Annotated in this window: 15 protein-coding genes; 6 read left to right on the forward strand and 9 right to left on the reverse strand. The window is 68.1% G+C overall.

The window, feature by feature from the left end:
- Positions 1 to 14: 14 nt before the first annotated feature.
- Complete coding sequence (locus ACPCXD_RS00625; protein WP_106201025.1) at positions 15 to 713, forward strand: AzlC family ABC transporter permease; 699 nt, start codon at positions 15 to 17, stop codon at positions 711 to 713.
- Positions 706 to 1035 (forward strand): branched-chain amino acid transport AzlD family protein, encoded by a 330-nt coding sequence (locus ACPCXD_RS00630; protein WP_106201026.1) that lies wholly within the window; start codon positions 706 to 708, stop codon positions 1033 to 1035. Before ACPCXD_RS00625 ends, ACPCXD_RS00630 begins: the two co-directional genes overlap by 8 nt.
- On the opposite strand, the gene ACPCXD_RS00635 is transcribed toward ACPCXD_RS00630, so the two are convergent.
- Both ACPCXD_RS00635 and aztD read right to left on the reverse strand, forming a co-directional pair.
- Positions 1005 to 2279 (reverse strand): glycosyltransferase 87 family protein, encoded by a 1275-nt coding sequence (locus ACPCXD_RS00635; protein ID WP_106201027.1) that lies wholly within the window; start codon positions 2277 to 2279, stop codon positions 1005 to 1007. The two genes, ACPCXD_RS00630 and ACPCXD_RS00635, sit on opposite strands and share 31 nt — an antisense overlap.
- A 232-nt stretch (positions 2280 to 2511) precedes the next feature.
- On the reverse strand, positions 2512 to 3759 hold the full coding sequence (gene aztD / locus ACPCXD_RS00640) for a zinc metallochaperone AztD (protein WP_423657869.1): 1248 nt from the start codon (positions 3757 to 3759) through the stop codon (positions 2512 to 2514).
- Positions 3760 to 3976: 217 nt separating this feature from the next.
- Between aztD and ACPCXD_RS00645 the strand changes: the two genes are divergently transcribed.
- Positions 3977 to 5164, forward strand: coding sequence for a DUF8462 domain-containing protein (locus ACPCXD_RS00645; RefSeq protein ID WP_060652620.1), 1188 nt, complete (start codon positions 3977 to 3979; stop codon positions 5162 to 5164).
- A 24-nt stretch (positions 5165 to 5188) separates the two neighbouring features.
- On the opposite strand, the gene ACPCXD_RS00650 is transcribed toward ACPCXD_RS00645, so the two are convergent.
- On the reverse strand, positions 5189 to 5863 hold the full coding sequence (locus tag ACPCXD_RS00650; protein WP_423657871.1) for a nitroreductase: 675 nt from the start codon (positions 5861 to 5863) through the stop codon (positions 5189 to 5191).
- 110 nt (positions 5864 to 5973) lie between these two features.
- Positions 5974 to 6981, reverse strand: a complete 1008-nt coding sequence (locus tag ACPCXD_RS00655) for an NAD(P)H-dependent glycerol-3-phosphate dehydrogenase (protein WP_423657873.1) — start codon at positions 6979 to 6981, stop codon at positions 5974 to 5976.
- 157 nt (positions 6982 to 7138) lie between these two features.
- Here ACPCXD_RS00655 and ACPCXD_RS00660 point away from each other — a divergent pair, with 157 nt between their 5' ends.
- The 3 genes from ACPCXD_RS00660 (at position 7139) to ACPCXD_RS00670 (ending at position 10483) form a co-directional block, all read left to right on the forward strand.
- Positions 7139 to 7588 carry a helix-turn-helix transcriptional regulator gene (locus ACPCXD_RS00660; RefSeq protein WP_026061046.1) on the forward strand — a complete coding sequence of 150 codons (450 nt, stop codon included), beginning with the start codon at positions 7139 to 7141 and terminating at the stop codon, positions 7586 to 7588.
- A 5-nt stretch (positions 7589 to 7593) separates the two neighbouring features.
- Positions 7594 to 8004, forward strand: a complete 411-nt coding sequence (locus ACPCXD_RS00665; protein ID WP_026061047.1) for a VOC family protein — start codon at positions 7594 to 7596, stop codon at positions 8002 to 8004.
- A gap of 79 nt (positions 8005 to 8083) precedes the next feature.
- Entirely contained in the window at positions 8084 to 10483 is a 2400-nt protein-coding gene (locus tag ACPCXD_RS00670; protein ID WP_423657876.1) for an ATP-binding cassette domain-containing protein, read from the forward strand.
- Here ACPCXD_RS00670 and ACPCXD_RS00675 read toward each other — a convergent pair.
- The 5 genes from ACPCXD_RS00675 to benC form a co-directional block, all read right to left on the reverse strand.
- On the reverse strand, positions 10473 to 11714 hold the full coding sequence (locus ACPCXD_RS00675) for a benzoate/H(+) symporter BenE family transporter (RefSeq protein WP_423658809.1): 1242 nt from the start codon (positions 11712 to 11714) through the stop codon (positions 10473 to 10475). The genes ACPCXD_RS00670 and ACPCXD_RS00675 overlap by 11 nt on opposite strands.
- 12 nt (positions 11715 to 11726) lie before the next feature.
- On the reverse strand, positions 11727 to 14456 hold the full coding sequence (locus ACPCXD_RS00680) for a helix-turn-helix transcriptional regulator (protein ID WP_423657878.1): 2730 nt from the start codon (positions 14454 to 14456) through the stop codon (positions 11727 to 11729).
- Complete coding sequence (locus tag ACPCXD_RS00685) at positions 14453 to 15796, reverse strand: MFS transporter (protein WP_423657880.1); 1344 nt, start codon at positions 15794 to 15796, stop codon at positions 14453 to 14455. Before ACPCXD_RS00685 ends, ACPCXD_RS00680 begins: the two co-directional genes overlap by 4 nt.
- A gap of 100 nt (positions 15797 to 15896) precedes the next feature.
- Positions 15897 to 16694, reverse strand: a complete 798-nt coding sequence (gene benD, locus ACPCXD_RS00690; RefSeq protein ID WP_423657882.1) for a benzoate diol dehydrogenase BenD — start codon at positions 16692 to 16694, stop codon at positions 15897 to 15899.
- The gene (gene benC, locus ACPCXD_RS00695) at positions 16691 to 18310 is read right to left on the reverse strand and encodes a benzoate 1,2-dioxygenase electron transfer component BenC (protein ID WP_088898055.1); all 1620 of its coding nucleotides are present in this window, start codon (positions 18308 to 18310) and stop codon (positions 16691 to 16693) included. Before benC ends, benD begins: the two co-directional genes overlap by 4 nt.
- Positions 18311 to 18332 lie beyond the last annotated feature (22 nt).

An 18332-nucleotide genomic window follows, 5' to 3' on the forward strand; every position in this document is an offset into this window, starting at 1 on the left:
CCGGCGATAGCCTGATGAGCATGCCCGACCGTCGCTCCCTCGAGATCCGCGCGGGTGTCGCGGACTCCTGGGCCGTCGGGCTCGGACTGATTCCGCTGGGCCTCGCGTTCGGAGTGGTGCTCACCCAGGGCGGGTTCGACTGGTGGTGGGCACCGATCTTCTCCACCGTCATCTACGCGGGGTCGATGGAGTTCCTCGCGATCGGTCTCATCGCGGCGGTCACCCCGCTCGCGTCGGTCGCGGCGGCGACGTTTCTCGTGAACTTCCGCCACGTCTTCTACGGCCTGTCGTTCCCGCTGCGCCGCATCCGCAGCAGGCTCGGGCGTCTCTACGGCGTGTACGCGCTCACCGACGAGTCGTACGCGATCGTCGCGCCCAAGGCACGTGAGCAGCTGACGGGCACCCGCATCCTCACGGTCCAGGTGCTGTGCCAGCTGATGTGGGTGGTGTCGGGCACGGTCGGCGCGCTGATCGGCGCGGTGCTCCCGGAGGGACTCACCGGGCTCGAGTTCGCGCTCACGGCGCTGTTCGCGGTGCTCGCCATCGATGCCTTCCGCGCCAACCGCGACGTGCCGGCACCGGTGATCGCGCTGGTCTGCGGTCTCGTCGCATTGCTGGTCGCGAAGGAGCAGATGCTCGTCGTCGGCCTCGGTCTGTTCGTGGTGTGCCTGTTCGCGCGGTTCGTCTACCGGAACAAGGTGGCCCGTGCCTGAGTCGGTGCCCGGCGCCGGATACGTCCTCGGTGCCCTGGCGGTGATGTTCGTCGTGACGGTCGCGCTGCGCGCGGCGCCGTTCCTCGCGTTGTCGGCGCTGAAGAACTCCGCCTTCGTCGACTTCCTCGGCCGCACGATGCCCGCGGGGGTCATGGTGATCCTCGTGATGTACACGCTGCGCGACGTGGGGCAGTCGACCTGGCTCCCGGCGACCGTCGGTCTCGCGGGCACGATCGCCGTGCACCTGTGGCGACGGAACGCCGCGCTGAGCACCGTCGTCGGGACGGGCCTCTATCTCGTCGCGTCGGCGTTCTGGACCTGAGCGGTCTCGTTGGCGCTCTCGCCGGATTCCACGGGGGCTTCCTGGGCCTCCACCGGGCGGGCTTCCACCGGGGCCTCGGCGCCGGGGCGACGACTGCGCGCGGCGATCATCGCGGCGACGAAGACCGCGATCGCGGCCAGGCACTGCGAGGTGCCGAGCACTTCGAGGAGCAACTGCTCGACCCAGCCGCCGGAGGACGCCTCACGCAGCAGGTGGTTGGGTCCGATGAGGAAGACGACGGCGGCGGGCACCAGCACGGGCCACCAGCGACGGTAGGCCGGCGCGACCAGCAGCGGCACGAGGAACAGCGCGTACACCCAGTGGTGGGTGACGGCGATCGGAGCGGCGAGCAGTGACGCCAGGCCCACCAGCGCCACCGCGACCACGGGTTCGTCGGCACGCAGGAAGCGGTAGGCGGCCCACGCGGTACCGGCCACGATGATCAGCGCACCGGCCAGCCAGAGCGCCTTGGCGGTGCCGTCGGAGAAGTCGAAACGGGCGATGAGTCCGGTGAGTGCCTGGTTGCGGAAGAACGACGGGTCGCCGGCGCGGTCGGTCGCGAAGAACTCCGTGGTCCAGAAGTAGACGGTCGAATCGGGGCGTAACCAGTAGCCGAACGCGACGGTCGCGGCGAAGGCGCCTATTGCGCGGAATGCCGATGGCCAGTCGCGGCGCAGCAGGAAGATCAGTCCGAAGGCGGCCGGGGTCACCTTGATGGCGGCGGCCAGCGCGATGCCGACACCGCGGAAGCGCTTCGGGATCACACCGAGCAGGTCGGCGACCACCAGCGCCATGAGCACGATGTTGATCTGCCCGAACGTGAAGTTGGAGCGGAACGGCTCGAGCCACAGGACGGGGCCGAGCGATGCGGCAGCGACCAGGCTCGGCTGGGACATGTCGAGTCGCCGGTAGACCACCGCGAGCACCCACCACACGAGAGCGATCAGTCCTATCGTCCACAACACCTGCAGGGCGGTACTGCCCACCAGCGCCATCGGGGCGAAGAGGAACGCCGCGAAGGGTGGGTAGATGAAACGGAAGCCGGAATGGCTGAAGAAGCCCTCCGTGTACAGCGGGGTGTGGTGCAGGAAGGCCCAGCCGGCATCGCGGAAGACGTCGAGATCCATGAGGTACTCGTTCACCGCGTCGCGCAGGTATCCCGCGACTGCCAGGGCCGAGACCGTCAGACCGATGGCGATCAGCAAGGATCGAACAGGTCGGGTACGGACTTCGGTCAACAGCACGGGCGGTACCTCCCGGTCGGAAACAGGTGCGTCGCCACGTTACACAATCGTTGTCTTCGAGTTCAGGCGACGAGAATAACGTCTCCCCAAGCGTTTTGACGGAGATTTCCGTTTCGTACGCTTATCGGGTGACGTGGATCACGTTGTGGGAGTAGGTCGGTTCCCAGGTCTCGATCGGAGTATTCGGCTTTCTAGCTCTCGACCTAGAAAGCCGAATACTCCGGTAGTAGGGTCAGGCGACGCCGCTGATCTCGTTCGGGGTGTGCGGCAGTTCGGCCGTACGGATCTCACCCGAGGTCACGTCCACCGCGTACAGGGAATCGGTGGCGGGATCGGTGACGAACGCCGTTTCGCCCTGCACCTCGAGTGCGGGCCGAGGTGCCTGCCACACGTCGGGCTCGGTCCACGGCTCGAGCACCTCGATCCGCCGGACGATCTCGCCGGACTCGGGATCGATCACGTGAAGGCGGCCGTCGGTGCCGAGAACGAGTGCTTCACCCGCCAGTCCGCGGCCGAGGGAACGGAAGGTGTAACTCGTGCCGAGGTCGACGAGGCGCACCGACGCCGTGCGGGTGTCCACGAGCGCGACCCGCTCGGGGCGCTCGAGCTCCGCGTCGGGATCGGTCTTGTAGTCGCCGAGCACGATGGGCGAGTCCTCGCTTCCGGCCTGGTTCCCGATCCGGCCGTACGGGTCGGGCACCGACGCCTTCGTGAATGTTCCGTCGCGGAAGATCACCATGCCGTCCTCGCACCCGAATGCGACGACCCCGTCGGCCGCGACCGTCTCGCCGTGCACGCCCGGGCACGCTTCGGTGCGCACGACCTCGGTGCCGTTCTCGTCGAGCAGTGCCACTCCCGTCCGCTTGTCGGAATCGCCGAGGGTGACGAGCATGCCGCCGTCGGGCATCGGGACGGCCACGCCGTGGTGGGCCTCGGGAAGCGTGCGGCTGTCGAGCGCCGGGAGTTCGGTCGCCGATTCGAGGTCGGCTGGGTCGAACATGTCGATGCGTCCGGTGCCGTCGTCGAACAGGGCGGTGACCCCGGCGTGTGGAACGACATGTCCGGGTTTCTCGGCGGCGAACGTCAGGTCGGTGAGCGTGGGTGTGCCGGCGTAGTGGTGGCCGTGGTCGCCGTGGGCCTCCGTCCAGCTGCCGGTGTCGAGAGCGCGGAATCCGCCCTCGGTGGAGATCAGCACGTGGCGTCCGTCGCCGGCGGGGGACAGGCGGTTGAAACCGTCGAGTGCGAAGTCGTCGACGACGGTGAGTTCTTCTTCGTCGACGACGAGGACCCCGCCGTCGTAGGTCAGGGCGAGGCGTGGCTGCGCCGTCGCCACTTCGGGGGCCGCAGCGGCGGTGGTGGTCGTCGTCTCGGTGGTGTCGGCCGCCGTGGTGTCGGCTTCAGGGGTACCGCCGCATGCGGCGGCGAAGGTTGCAGCGACGACCGTGAGGATGGCGCCGCCGTAGCGGGAGAGGGTTGTCATGGGGAAAGAAATAGCCACTATCGAAAATGAATGTCAAAGTCTGAAATGCGCATGCGTGCATGTAGCTCCGGACCGCCGAGGTTGCAGTTGTTGTCGAGAATTCGCCGAAATGTCGACAACAACTGCGGTTTCGAGCTCGGACATAGACGAATACCGCCGTCTACGACACGCACTAGATGAGCTCAGAATCCGATGAGCTCGCCGTTAGCATCGACGGATGGATCCTGTCCGCAACCCGTACGCCCCGGGCGCGGGACAGCGCCCGCCCGAACTCGCCGGCCGCGAGAAGCAACTCACCGCGTTCGAAGTGGTTCTCGAACGGATCGCCAGGGAACGACCCGAACGCAGCGTCGTCCTCACCGGACTCCGCGGGGTCGGCAAGACCGTCCTTCTCAACCATCTGCGCTCCGCCGCCATCGCGAAGAGCTGGGGCACCGGCAAGATCGAGGCCCGTCCCGATCAAGGACTTCGACGCCCGCTGTCGTCGGCGCTGCACATGGCGGTCCGCGAGATCGCTGCCGCACATCCGGATCCGGAATCGGTGGAGTACTTCCTCGGCGTGCTCAAGTCGTTCGCGCTGCGGGCCACCGCCGACAAGGGCATGCGCGAACGCTGGCAACCCGGCATCGACGCCCCGGCCGTGAAAGGACGGGCGGACTCGGGCGACATCGAGATCGACCTCGTCGAACTGCTCGTCGACGCAGCAGGACTCGCGCGCGACGTGGGCGTGGGCATCGCGTTGTTCATCGACGAGATGCAGGATCTGGGCCCCGACGATGTCTCGGCGATCTGCGGTGCCTGCCACGAGCTGAGCCAGGACGCCGCGCCGCTCATCGTCGTCGGGGCCGGCCTGCCGCACCTGCCCGCCGTGCTGTCGGCATCGAAGTCCTACTCCGAGCGGTTGTTCACCTACCACCGCATCGACCGGCTCGACCGTGCGGCAGCGGATCTCGCGCTCATCGCGCCCGCGGCACGAGAGGACGTCGAGTTCACGCAGGACGCCCTCGACCTGCTGTACGAAACCGCCGACGGCTACCCGTATTTCGTGCAGGCCTACGGCAAGGCGACCTGGGACGTCGCAGCGGATTCGCCGATCACCGCCGACGACGTGCGGGTCGCGGCACCCACGGCGGAAGAGGAACTCGCCGTCGGCTTCTTCGGCTCCCGCTACGAACGGGCGACCCCCGCCGAACGCGAATACATGCGGGCCATGGCGGATCTGTCGGGCGACGACGGACCCGTCGCGACCTCGAAGATCGCCGTCGAACTCGGACGGAAACCGGCTTCCCTGTCACCCGCGCGCGACGGATTGATCAAGAAGGGCCTGATCTACTCCGCCGAGCGCGGGTTCATCGGGTTCACCGTTCCGCACTTCGGGCGCTACCTGCGCGCCCAGAACGACTGACCGACAGCCGGGACGATCGAAAGTTCAGTCGACCCACTCGACGGTCTCGTCGAGCGACGCGCGATCCGTGCGACACGCATTGGCCGGGTGCGCCTCGTCGGCGTAACCGAACGAGATGGCGCAGACGATGTCGCGGTCGTCGCCGATGTTCAGTTCGCGTCGCAGCGCGGTGGCCGTCATCGCGACGGCGGCCTGCGGGACGGCAGCGATGCCGAGCGATTCGGCGGCGAGCAGCAAGGTCGAGACGTAGCCGCCGCAGTCGACGGCGCCGTACACGCCGAGGACCTTGTCGGAGGTGATGATCGCGACGTGCGGTGCGCCGAAGAAGCGGTAGTTCTCGAGCATCTGCTCGGTGCGGCGCTGGTAGTCGTCGCGCGCGATGCCCAGCGCGTTGTACAGGGCGTAGCCGGCGCCGCGGCGACGCTCGGCGTAGGCACCGCGGTATTCGGCCGGTCCCGGGATGTCGGGATCCATGTTCCCCGAGGTGGCCTGCGCGTAGACGGCGTCGCGCAGGCGGTCGGTGGCGTCGCCGCTGACGATGTGCACCTGCCAGGGCTGCGAGTTGCACCAGGACGCGGTGCGCTGACCCATCTGCAGCATGCGTTCGATGTCCTCGCGCGGGACCTGCTTCGTCAGGAACGCGCGGCAGCTGAAACGGGTGTCGAGCAGGGACGACAGCGTGTCGGCGGCAGAAGTCATGCCACCACGATGGCACAGCACTTCACCGAGCGTTCGTTCAGCCGGCCGCGAGCACACGACAGGTGAATATTCCACTTTCTACGATTCTCCCGAGAAAGCTGTAGAGAAGGTCAGACGATGTCCTTCTCGTCGCCGGGAGTGACGCGGCGCAGTCCCCGATAAGCGTCGGTGGGGGTGCTCTTCCCGGTCACCACGGCCGCGACCTCGGCGGCGATCGGCATCTCCACCCCGTACTCGCGAGCGAGTTCCATGACCGTCGGCGCGGTCTTCACCCCTTCGGCGACCTGCCCCAGCGCCTCGACGGCCTCGTCGATGCTGAGCCCGCGCGCCAGCGCTTCACCGATCCGGCGATTCCGCGACGACGGGCTCGTGCACGTCGCAATGAGATCGCCCATCCCCGTGAGGCCCGCGAACGTGCGCGGATCCGCACCCATGGCCTCGCCGAGGCGCGTCATCTCCGCCAGTCCGCGGGAGAGGACCATCGCGCGGGTGTTGTCGCCGACGCTGAGCCCCTCGGCCATGCCGGCCGCGATCGCCACGATGTTCTTGAGGATCCCGCCCAGTTCGCAGCCGAGCACGTCGGTGTTGCGGTAAACGCGGAACAGCGACGTGGCGAACAGCGGTTGCAGCGCCGCACTCACCGCTTCGTCCTGCATCGCGACCACCGACGCGGCGGCCATGCCGTCGGCGATCTCCCCGGCGATGTTCGGACCCGCGAGCAGCCCGACGGGGTGCCCCGGAAGGCATTCGGCGATCACCTCGGTGGGCCGGAGACGGGTGCCCGGCTCGAGGCCCTTCACGAGCGAGACGACCGGGACCCACGCGCGGATCTCGTCGACGACCTGCTCGAGTGTCTTGCGCACCGCGTGCGACGGCACACCCACGACCAGGACGTCGGCCTCGCGCGCGGCCTCTTCGAGATCGGAAGTCGCGCGCAGGCCCTGCGGCAGTGGCCGTTCACCGAGATATCGACGGTTGCGGTGCTCGGTGTCGATCTCACGCGCGATGTCGTCGTTGCGGGCCCACAACGTCGTCGGGGTGTTGCGTGTGGCCAACGACGCGATCGTGGTTCCCCACGATCCCGATCCGAGAACGACGACGCGAACCGCACGAGCCATCGGTGACCTTTCATCCGTACGGGCAGGTATCGACAGAGTGTCAGTTTTCCGGTCCCGGCGGGTCCGGTTTGTGGTCCCGGGATCCTCGCGGGGCGGATGTGCTGTGGAGGCGCACGACGACAGGATCGAGACGGCGCATCGTGGCACGATCGGACCCGTGCCCGGTAAACCCGTCACCGATCAGCGCCTGCGCGACCTCGCGTTGCTGCGACGCGTCCGCGACCGCATCGACCGCGAGTACGCCCAACCCCTCGACGTCGAGGCCCTCGCCCGCGGCGTGAACATGTCCGCCGGCCATCTCAGCCGCCAGTTCAGGCTCGCGTACGGCGAGTCGCCCTATTCGTATCTCATGACCCGGCGCATCGAGCGGGCGATGACGCTGCTGCGACGCGGCGACCTCACCGTCACCGAGGTGTGCTTCGAGGTGGGCTGTTCGTCGCTCGGCACCTTCAGTACCCGTTTCACGGAACTCGTCGGCGTGCCCCCGAGCGTGTACCGCAAGCAGGCGGCCGAGGAGACGAACGGCATCCCGTCGTGCGTGGCGAAGAATGTCACCAGACCGATCAGGAATCGAGAAGCGCGGACGGGTCCGCCGGTCATACCGTGATCGGCATGGACATCACCATTCACCAGACATTCCTTCCGCACACCGATCCCGAGGCGTCCCTCGCGTTCTACCGCGACACGCTCGGCTTCGAAGTCCTCAACGACGTCGGCTACGCCGGGAAGCGCTGGATCACCCTCGGCCGCAGCGACACTCCCGGTACGTCCCTGGTGCTGTACCCGCCGGACGCCGACCCCGGCATCACCGAGGAGGAGAACGCCACCATCGCCGAGATGATGGCCAAGGGCACCTTCGCGTCGATCATCCTGGCGACGAAGGACCTCGACGGGGCGTTCGAGCAACTGCAGGCCGGCGACACCGAGATCGTCCAGGAACCCACCGACCAGCCGTACGGCGTCCGCGACTGCGCTCTCCGCGACCCCGCGGGAAACATGGTCCGCATCCAGCAATTGCGCTGACCGATCCCACGATCGGCCTTACTCTCCGATCGTCGCACCCGTTCCGTCCGCATCCATACGACCACTGGAGTCTTCGAACATGACCTCGACGAAGGACACACCGGCCCACGCAGCGCACGTCGCCGACACCCACGACGCGATCCGGGTCCACGGAGCGCGCGTGAACAATCTCCGCGACATCAGCGTGGAGATCCCGAAGCGGCGATTGACGGTGTTCACCGGTGTGTCCGGCTCGGGCAAGAGTTCTCTGGTGTTCAGCACGATCGCCGCCGAGTCGCAGCGTCTGATCAACGAGACGTACAGCGCGTTCGTGCAGGGATTCATGCCGACCCTGGCCCGCCCGGACGTCGACGTGCTCGACGGCATCACCGCGGCGATCATCGTCGGCCAGGAACGGATGGGATCGAACCCGCGCTCGACGGTGGGCACGGCCACCGATGCCAACGCGATGCTCCGCATCCTGTTCAGCCGGATTGCGGAGCCGCACATCGGTCCGCCCAACGCCTACTCGTTCAACGTGCCGTCGGTGCGGGCCAGCGGTGCGGTGACGGTGGAGAGGGGCGCGGGGAAGACCCAGGCCGAGAAGGTGACCTTCAACCGGCTCGGTGGCATGTGCCCGCGATGCGAGGGCAAGGGCAACGTCTCCGATTTCGACCTGACCGTGCTCTACGACGACAGTCTCTCCCTGAACGAAGGCGCCCTGAAGATCCCCGGCTACAGCATGGACGGCTGGTACGGCCGGATCTACCGGGGGTGTGGCTTCTTCGATCCCGACAAGCCGATCGCGAAGTTCACCAAGCGGCAACTCCACGACCTGCTCTACAAGGAACCCACCAAGGTCAAGGTCGAGGGCGTCAACGTCACCTTCGAGGGTCTGATCCCGAAGATCCAGAAGTCGTTCCTGTCCAAGGATCTCGACGCGATGCAACCGCACATCCGCGCGTTCGTCGAGAAGGCCGTCGTCTTCTCCACGTGCCCGGACTGTGAGGGGACGCGTCTCGCCCCCGAAGCGCGGTCGTCGAAGATCGACGGCAGGAGCATCGCGGACGTGTGCGCGATGCAGATCAGCGATCTCGCCGAATGGGTTCGCGGACTGGATCTTCCGCAGGTCGCTCCGCTGCTGAAGAGCCTCGGGCATCTGCTCGACTCCTTCGCCGATATCGGGCTGGGATATCTGTCGCTGGACCGCCCCACCGGCACCCTGTCCGGCGGAGAATCGCAGCGCATCAAGATGATCCGTCATCTCGGATCGTCGCTCACCGATATCACCTACGTGTTCGACGAACCGACGATCGGCATGCACCCGCACGACATCGCGCGGATGAACAACCTGCTGCTGCAGCTGCGCGACAAGGGCAACACCGTGCTCGTCGTCGAACACAAGCCCGAGGCCATCGCGATCGCCGATCACATCGTCGATCTCGGCCCGCGCGCCGGCACCGAGGGTGGACAGGTGGTCTTCGAAGGCACCGTCGACGAACTGCGTCGTGCCGACACCCTCACCGGTCGTCACCTCGACGACCGGGCGTCGCTGAAACCGACGGTGCGCACCCCGAAGGGCGCCCTGGAGGTCCGCGACGCCGACACGCACAACCTGCAGAATGTCGACGTCGACATCCCGCTCGGCGTGCTCGTCGTGGTGACCGGTGTGGCCGGTTCGGGCAAGAGCTCGCTGATCCACGGTTCGGTGGCCGACCGCGACGGCGTGGTCACGATCGACCAGAGCCCGATCAAGGGCTCGCGTCGCAGCAACCCCGCGACCTACACGGGTCTGCTCGAACCGATCCGCAAGGCGTTCGCGAAGGCCAACGGAGTCAAGCCGGCCCTGTTCAGTTCCAACTCCGAGGGTGCCTGCCCGACCTGCAACGGCGCCGGTGTCGTCTACACCGACCTCGGGGTGATGGCCACCGTCGAATCGGTCTGCGAGGACTGCGAGGGCAAGCGCTTCCAGGCCGCCGTGCTCGAGTACACCCTGGCGGGGAAGAACATCGCCGAGGTGCTCGGTATGTCCGTCGCGCAGGCCCAGGAGTACTTCGCCGACGGCGAGGCACGCACCCCGGCGGCGTCGAAGATCCTGCAGCGACTGTCCGACGTCGGCCTCGGCTATCTGCGGCTCGGCCAGCCCCTGACCACCCTGTCGGGTGGTGAGCGGCAGCGGCTCAAGCTCGCCACCGCGATGGCCGAGAAGGGGGAGACCTACATCCTCGACGAACCCACCACGGGCCTGCACCTCGCCGACGTCGAACAGCTGCTCGGTCTGCTCGACCGGCTCGTCGAGTCCGGTAAGTCGGTGATCGTCATCGAACACCACCAGGCCGTGATGGCGCACGCCGACTGGATCATCGACCTCGGCCCCGGCGCCGGCCACGACGGCGGACGCATCGTCTTCGAGGGCACCCCCACCGAGCTGGTGGAGCAGCGGTCGACGCTCACCGGCGAACACCTCGCCGAGTACGTCGGGGTCGGGGTCAGCGGCTGAAGTCCGGACGCTCCATCAGCCACGACACGGCCACACCCGCGACGAGCCCCCAGAACGCCGCGCCGATGTTCCAGACGGTGATGTTCGAGGCGGTGACCACGAACGCGACGAGCGCACCCATCGTGTGTGTGCTCGCGAACCCGGCCACGAAGGCGCCCTGCAACGCCTTGAGCATCGCCAGGCCGCCGAGCGTCGCGACGAACGAGGCGGGCGCGGCGATCATCCACCGGACGAACAGCGGCGCGAACAGTCCGAAGACGATCGCCAGCGTCCCGCACGTGATCGCCGCGGTGTACTGACGGGCACGTTCCCCCGACGACACGAGCAGTGCGTTGGTCGGCCCGGTCAGGCAGGTCGACACGGCGCCGACGCACGCGGCGGGGAAGGACCACAGCCCACACGCGATCGCCGAGATGTTGACGGGCGGGTTGTGACCCGCCGAGCGCAGCACCGCGATGCCCTGCCCGTTCTGCACGACCAGCACGGTGATCGCGAGCGGCACGACGAGTTCGAGGATCGCCGCCCACGTGAACTGCGGTGCGGTGAACACCGGTGCGGCGAAGACCGCGCTGTCGGTGCCGGACGGTGAGAACCGGCCCGACAGCGCGACCGCGCCCACCCCGGCGAGCAGGGCACCCAGGATGGGCGGCATCCACTTACCGAGGACCGCAACGGAACTGAGCAGGAGGAAGACGATCACCATCGGGGCGGCGATCGCGACGTCGGAACCGAGCGCCGAAACCAGATCGATGCCGAACTTCAGGAACACCCCCGCGACCATCGCCATGACGATGGGCATGGGCAGCGCCTCCATCACCCGGCGCACCAGCCCCGAGGCACCCAGTACCGTCACCAGCGCCGCGGTCACGAAGAACGCGCCGACCACTTCCGCCCAGCTCAGATGGGTGAGCGACCCGCCGACCAGCACGGTGCCGGGGATGGTCCAGAAGAACCCGAGCGGTTGCCGGTAGGCGACGCTCATCACGATGGTGAGCAGCCCGTTGAGGACGAACACCCCGAAGATCCACGACGCCAACTGCGGTGCGCTCAGCCCGCCCGCGGCGCCGGCGGCGAGGATCACCGCGACCGGTCCGGTGCACGAGAAGATGAGCCCGATCAGACCGTTCGCGGCGTATCGCGGGCCGAGATCCCGGAGTATCCCGCGCGGCCCGACGACGGGACGCACGGGGCGTTCGAACAGATCGGTCTCGGCGGTGGGGCGATCGTCCACGGCGGTCAATGGTCAACCTCGATCCTGTTGTCGGAACTTCGCGGCAAGCTCGCTGCGCGAGCGGATGCCGAACTTCGAGTACACGCGGGTCAGGTGGTACTGCACGGTCTTGACGGACAGGAACAGCTCACCGGCGACCTCCTTGTTCGTGCGGCCCGACGCCACGAGAGTGGCAACGGCACGTTCCTGCGGGGTGAGTGTCGTGAAATCCGAACGCGGCGCGTTGGTCTCGCTGTCGCCGGTACGAAGACCACCGGCCTTGAGTTCCCGGTCGCAGCGCTCGACGTACGAGACGGCACCGAGCGACGAGTACAGCTCGCGGGCGGTGCGGATCACCGCGTCGGCGTCGCGGCGACGCCCCGCCCGGCGCATCGTCTGGCCGTACGCGAAGTTGATGCGCGCGCGGTCGTAGGGCAATGGCAACGTGTCGATCTCGTCGAGTGCGCGTTCGAAAGCGTCGCGGGCGGCATCGATGTCGCCGCGGGCACCGAGGATCCGCCCGCGCACATAACCGAGACGGGCCTTGGCGGAACGGTGACCGCGTGCGGCGGCGAGTTCCTCGTGCGGCCGCAGGAATTCGTCCGCCTCGTCGACGCGTCCGGTGATCACGAGGGCGTTGCCGTAGAGATCCGGCCACGGCCAGTGGCCGGGTTCGTCGACCGCGCCCCGATCGCGCATGGTGACGATCGGTTGCAGATAGCGCAACACGCTCGTGTAGTCGGAGACCACCTCGGCGCACTGCGCCAGGCACAGGCAGGCCGGTACGAGCATGAGCGGGTAGTCGTTGTTCCCGGCGCGGGCACGGTGGGCGTGTTCCCGTGCCGCGGTCCAGTTTCCGCGCAATGCCTGGACCTGGGCGCCGGTCCAGTGGACGAGCGGTCGGAGCAGGTCGAGTTGCGTCGCGTCGAGCTGCGCCGCCGCGCGATCGACGGTGCGCAGCGCGTCGGACCACGCACCGAGCGCGAATTGTGTTCGCGCGAGCCACGCCTGCGCCCACAGCGAGATACGCAGCGATCCGCCGCGGAAGGTGGTGGGCTCGGCTGTCTCGAGTTCGGTCCGTGCGAGATCGGGGCGGTCGAGCACCAGCGCCAGCCATCCCTCCGCCATGCGGATGCGCTGGCTCTGCGCCCCGAGCCGGATGACATCGGACAGAGCCGAATACGACTCGACCGCCTCGTCGACGCGACCGGTCATCGCCAGTCCGAGTCCGCGGATGGCCCGGGACTCGACGACGGGTGGAGCCGTCTCGGGAAGGGTGTCCGCCGCACGATCGGCCCACAGGACGAGATCGTCGCCGCGCAGCCGTGCCAGCGAGTGCAGCACCATGCGCTGCGAGATCGTCGCGGCGAGTTCGGGTTCGGACTCCGGATCGTCGAGCATCGCCCACGCCTCGGTGAGCAGGTGGTGCGCTTCTGCGGCCCGCCCCCGCTGGATCGCGAGATAGCCGAGCACCGCGTTGCGCATCGGTCCGCTCGGCACGCTCTCGATCTCGGGCACGAACGTCTGGGCCTGGGGGAGGTCCGCCGCACCGGTCAGCGCGTCGACACCGCGGATCATCCTGCGGGTCCGCAGTTCTCGGTCCAGGGTGATGCGGCTCGCGGTGATGAGCGCTTCGGCGGCCTGGGACCACGCGCCGTCGGCGGCGCACCGCCGGGCGTAGGCGTCGAGGTCGGCGGCGAGTTCCTCGTTTCCGGTCGGTGTTGCGGACACCAGGTGGAACAGCCGGGCACCCTCGTCGTCGACGAGCGAGGCGGCCCGCGCGTGCAGGCTGTGCCAGCGCGCGGGACCGATCTCGTCGGCCACGGCGGCGCGGGTCATGGGATCGGGGAACGACAACGACACCACACCCCGTTGCTCACGCATCGTGAGCAGACCGAGCCGGTGGGCCTCGTCGAGCGGCCCGGTCGTGTCGCCGACCTCGGCGAGTTCGGCGACGAGCGCGAGGGATTCGGTGGCTCCCCGTGTCGCGGCGGTGTCCAGGACGGCGACCGATTCGACGAGGGCGCGCGTGTCCGGTGAGCACCGGTCGAGGATGCGGCCCACCTTCCCCGCATGTTGTCTCGGTGCCGGGAAGCGTGCCTGCCAGCGGTGCCATTCGTCGCGGGGGATCTCGTCGAGGAGCTGCAGGATCGAGCGGGTGTTCCCGAGTGTGTGTTCCTGCAGGCGACGCGCCGTCCACGCGGACAGGGCGACGCCGATGCGATGCAACGCGAGCTGCGCGACGTCGGGCGGCGCCAGCGCGCCGACGTGGAGGGTGTCCACGCGGTGGCTGTTCGAGAGGAGGTCGGCGGTCGCCGGGGCGACGTCGTCGGGAAGCACGTCGGGCACGATCCAGATCATGAGCAGGGGACGTCCGTGCGCTCGCCTCAGCGACGACGACAGCGACTGCAACGACTCGACATCCGCGTAGTGCGCGTCGTCGACGACGATCACCGTCGCGTCGTCGATCCGGTCGAGGAGCGTGCGTGCCGCCTCCACCGGGTCGCCCGCCGTGACGGTGTCACCGAGCAGCTGTTCGAGCACGGACCAGGGATGGTCGGCCTCCCAGCGGGCTCCGGTGGCGTCGTGCACGGCGAGGTTGTCGTGGCGAGCGACGAAATACGAGACGAGGGAGGATTTTCCGACGCCGGACGCCCCCTCGACGAGGACCAGCGAGGGGACACCCGCGCGGGCTTCGTCGAGGAGGCGTTCGAGTTGCATCAACTCGGAGTTCCGGCCGATCAGCACAGCGTTGTCCGTCACACATCCACGGTAGTCGGCACGGGGCGATCGGCACCGCGGACCGGCGGGACGGACTGGACCGGGCGGGGCACGAACCACGTGACCAGACCACCGGCGAGCGCGATACCCGCGAAGATGTAGAAGTTCACGTTGTTCGCGAAGCCCGCCCCGATGAGCAGACCGCCGATGACCGGGCCGACGATGCCGCCCAGGCGACCGAAGCCGGCGCACCACGCCACGCCTGCGGCGCGTGCGGGAGTGTCGTAGTAGTTGGACACGAACCCGTAGATGAGCACCTGGGTGCCGATCGTTCCGACACCGGCGATCGCGACGGCGGTGAGCAGTACCGGCAGCGGGAAGCCGAGTGTCAGCAGCACCAGGGCCACGGCCGCGAGGAAGAAGGTGGTGACGATGACGGACTGCGGTCCGCGGCCGTCGGCGACCTTCGAGGCGAGCAGGCCGCCGATGATGGCGCCGCCGTTGAGGACGAGCAGGAAGGCGAGCGAGCCGTTGGCGTTGTAGCCGGCGTCGGCCATGATCTTCGGCAGCCACGTGTTGAGGCCGTAGGTGAGCAGCAGGCCGGCGAAGCTCATCATGCCGAGCAGTCCCGTACCGAGGGCGTACTTCCGGGTCGCGAGCGCCGCGAAACCGATCTTCTCGGTGGAGGCGACAGGTGCCGCGGACGGCAGCGGGAAACCGAACTTCGCGCACACCTGCTGCGCCTCCTCGGAGCGTCCCCGCGACTGCAGCCAGGCCGGCGACTCGGGAAGCTTCATCAGTGCCAGCGGGAGCAGGACGATCAGCGGCAACGCGCCGATGAGGAACAGCCCGCGCCAGCCGATGGCGTCGCGCAGCAGGATCGCGAGCAGCGAGGCCATCACACCACCGGCGGGGACACCGCTGTAGACGATGGCGTTGAACAGGTTGCGCTTGCCGGGCGGAGCGAACTCGGCGACGACGGCTCCGGCGGTGGCAACGAGACCGCCGACGCCGATGCCGGTGAAGAAGCGGAGCGCACCGAACATCGTGATGCTCGTGGAGAAGGCCGCCGCACCCATGCCGACGGAGAACCAGACGATGTTGATCAACATCATCTTCCGGCGGCCGACGCGGTCGCCGAACGCTCCGGTCAGCAGTGCGCCGACCATGACGCCGATGAGGGCGTAGGAGCCGAGGGCGCCACCCTGCTGGGCGGAGATCTCCCCGAGCTGGGTCGGGTCGGCCATCAGGGTCGGGAGGACGGTGCCGTACACGACGAGGTCGTAGCCGTCGAAGATGATCGCGAGGGTGGCGAGCGCGACGATCCAGACGACGCTGCGCCGATGTTGTGGACTGGCCCAGGTCTGCGTGGCGTGGGTCATGCGTTGCTCCGGTCTGTGAGTGGAGTCACAAGCGAATTCGGGGAGAAAAGTGGCCTCACCGGAGGGACGGGCGCCTCCGGTGAGGCCGAGCGAGGGGCGGTCAGCCCAGATCGCCGCCGGCGACGGGAAGAACCGAGCCGGTGATGTAGGAGGCCTCCTCGGAGGCCAGGAAACAGATCGCGGCGGCCTGCTCGTTGAGCGTGCCGTACCGCTTGAGCAGCGAGGAGTCGACGGTCTGGTCCACGATCTGCTGGTACCAGGCCTTCTCCTGCTCGGACTGCGGCGACGGACCGCGCGCGATTCGCCGCTCCGGAGCGACGGTGCCGCCCGGTGCGGTCGCCACCACGCGGATCCCGTAGGGGGCGAGTTCGAGGGCCAGCGACGCGGTGATCGCGTTGACCCCACCCTTCGCCGCCGAATACGGCACGCGGTTGACGCCGCGGGTCGCGACCGACGAGACGTTCACGATCGTGCCGGCGCGGCGCTCGATGAGATGGGGAGCGGCGGCGCGGCACGTCCACAACGTGGGGAACAGCGACCGCCGGATCTCCTTCTCGATCTCCTCCGGCGCGTAGTGCTCGTACGGCTTGGCCCAGATCGTGCCGCCGACGACGTTGATCAGCACATCGATGCGACCGGTGGTGCGCACGGCGTGGGAGATCGCCTCCTCCGCGCCCTCGAAGGTCTCGAGATCCGCCGTCACCGAATGCGCCTTGCCGCCGGCCTCGCGCAGCTGCTCGGCCACCTCGTGGACGAGATCCGCGCGGTCGACGAGCACGACCTCACCGCCCTCGGCGGCGATGCGCGTCGCCACCGTGAGGCCGATGCCCTGCGCGGCGCCGGTGATCGTCAGGCACCGGCCGTCGAACCGGCCCGGGAAGATCTTCGTCTCGGTCATGAAGAGGCACCTGCCGGGGCGTTGGTGGCGATGGCACGGCGCATCGTCTCCTTGGCGTGCTGGGAGTGGACGACGATCAGGTCGCGCGCGGCGGCCTTGTCGCCCTTCTCGAACGCCTCGACCAGCTGCAGGTGCTCGTCGACGATGTGCTCCTCGATCCACTGCGCGTCGCGCAGGACCTGCTTCATCAACCGGGTGACCTCGAGCTTGTTGTACGCCTCGAGCAACACCGGGTTGGTGCAGCAACGGAAGAGGAACTCGTGGAAGGCCGCGTTGGTGTCGGTGAACGCCGCGGCGTCGGTGAAGTGGTCGCCTTCGACCGACGCGCCGGAGGCCTCGGCGAGGATGCGGAACTCGACGAGCTGCTCCGGGGTGAGCCGGCCGATCGTGAGTTCGACGACGCCGAGTTCGAGGGCCATGCGGGCATCGAACTGCTCGTCCGATTCGGCGACGGGCGGATGCTCCTCGCCGATCTCGTAGTTGCCGGGCTCGGGGTTCTCGAGCACCACCGGACGACCGGTCTCGGCGGCAGCCTTCTCCGCCGCGGCCTTCTCGGCGTCGGTGGCAGCAGGTGCGGTTGCCCCACCCGGGGTGGCCGAGGTGTTGAACTTCTCGAAGTAGAAGTTCGTCGGCTCGATGCCGTTCTCGGACAGGTGGTTACGCACTGCCTCCACCATGGGCGGCGGGCCACACAGGTAGATGTCCACATCGCCGTCGTTGAGATGCGACGGCTCGAACAGACCCGTCACGTAGCCCTTGTTCGGAGCGGACGACGCCTCGTCGGCGACGCAGTAGTCGAACGTGAAGTTCGGCAACCGCTTCGTGTACTCCTCGAGCGCGTCGAGCTCGACGAGATCGTGGTCGAAGGTGACACCGTAGATCAGGTGCACCGGCTGGTCCGAGCCGTCGGCCTCGATCTTCGACAGGATCGACAGCAGCGGCGCCAGGCCGGTACCGCCGGCGAGCAGCAGCGACGGGCGCTTGCGCTCGCGCAGGAAGAAGCTGCCGAACGGGCCGGTGAACTCCAGGGTGTCGCCGACCTGCGCGCGGTCGCGCAGGTACTCGGACATCAGACCGCCCTCGGTGATCTTCACGAGGAACGCGAGCGAATTCTCGTGCGGGCCGGTGCTGAACGAGTACGAGCGGGTCGCGGCCTTACCGGTGCCGTCGTCGCTGCCGGGCACACCAATGTTGACGTACTGACCGGGCAGGAACACCAGATCGTCACGGTTGTCGATCTCGACGGTGAACCCGACCACGCTCTCGGAGTAGCGGCGCAGATCCGTGATGGTCGCGCTGTACGAGGCGGCCGCGGTCTTCGCGACATCGGAGGTGCTCGCGATCTGCACCACCAGATCGGATTCCGGCATCATCTGGCACGGCAGGCAGTAACCCTGCTCGGCCTCTTCGTCGGTGAGGGCGTCCTCGATGTAGTCGCCGCCGTCGTAGCTGCCCGATTCGCAGAAGGCCTTGCAGGTTCCGCACGCGCCGTCACGGCAGTCGAGCGGAATGTTGATGCGTGCCTTGTACGAGGCGTCGGCGACGGTCTCGTTCGGGTTGACCTTGATGAAGCGGGTGACCCCGTCCTCGAAGCTCAATGCCACCTGGTAAGCCATGGCACGTGCCTCCTTTCGTGAT

The sequence above is a fragment of the Rhodococcus sp. AB351 genome, assembly GCF_049538275.1.
Lineage (GTDB): Bacteria > Actinomycetota > Actinomycetes > Mycobacteriales > Mycobacteriaceae > Rhodococcus.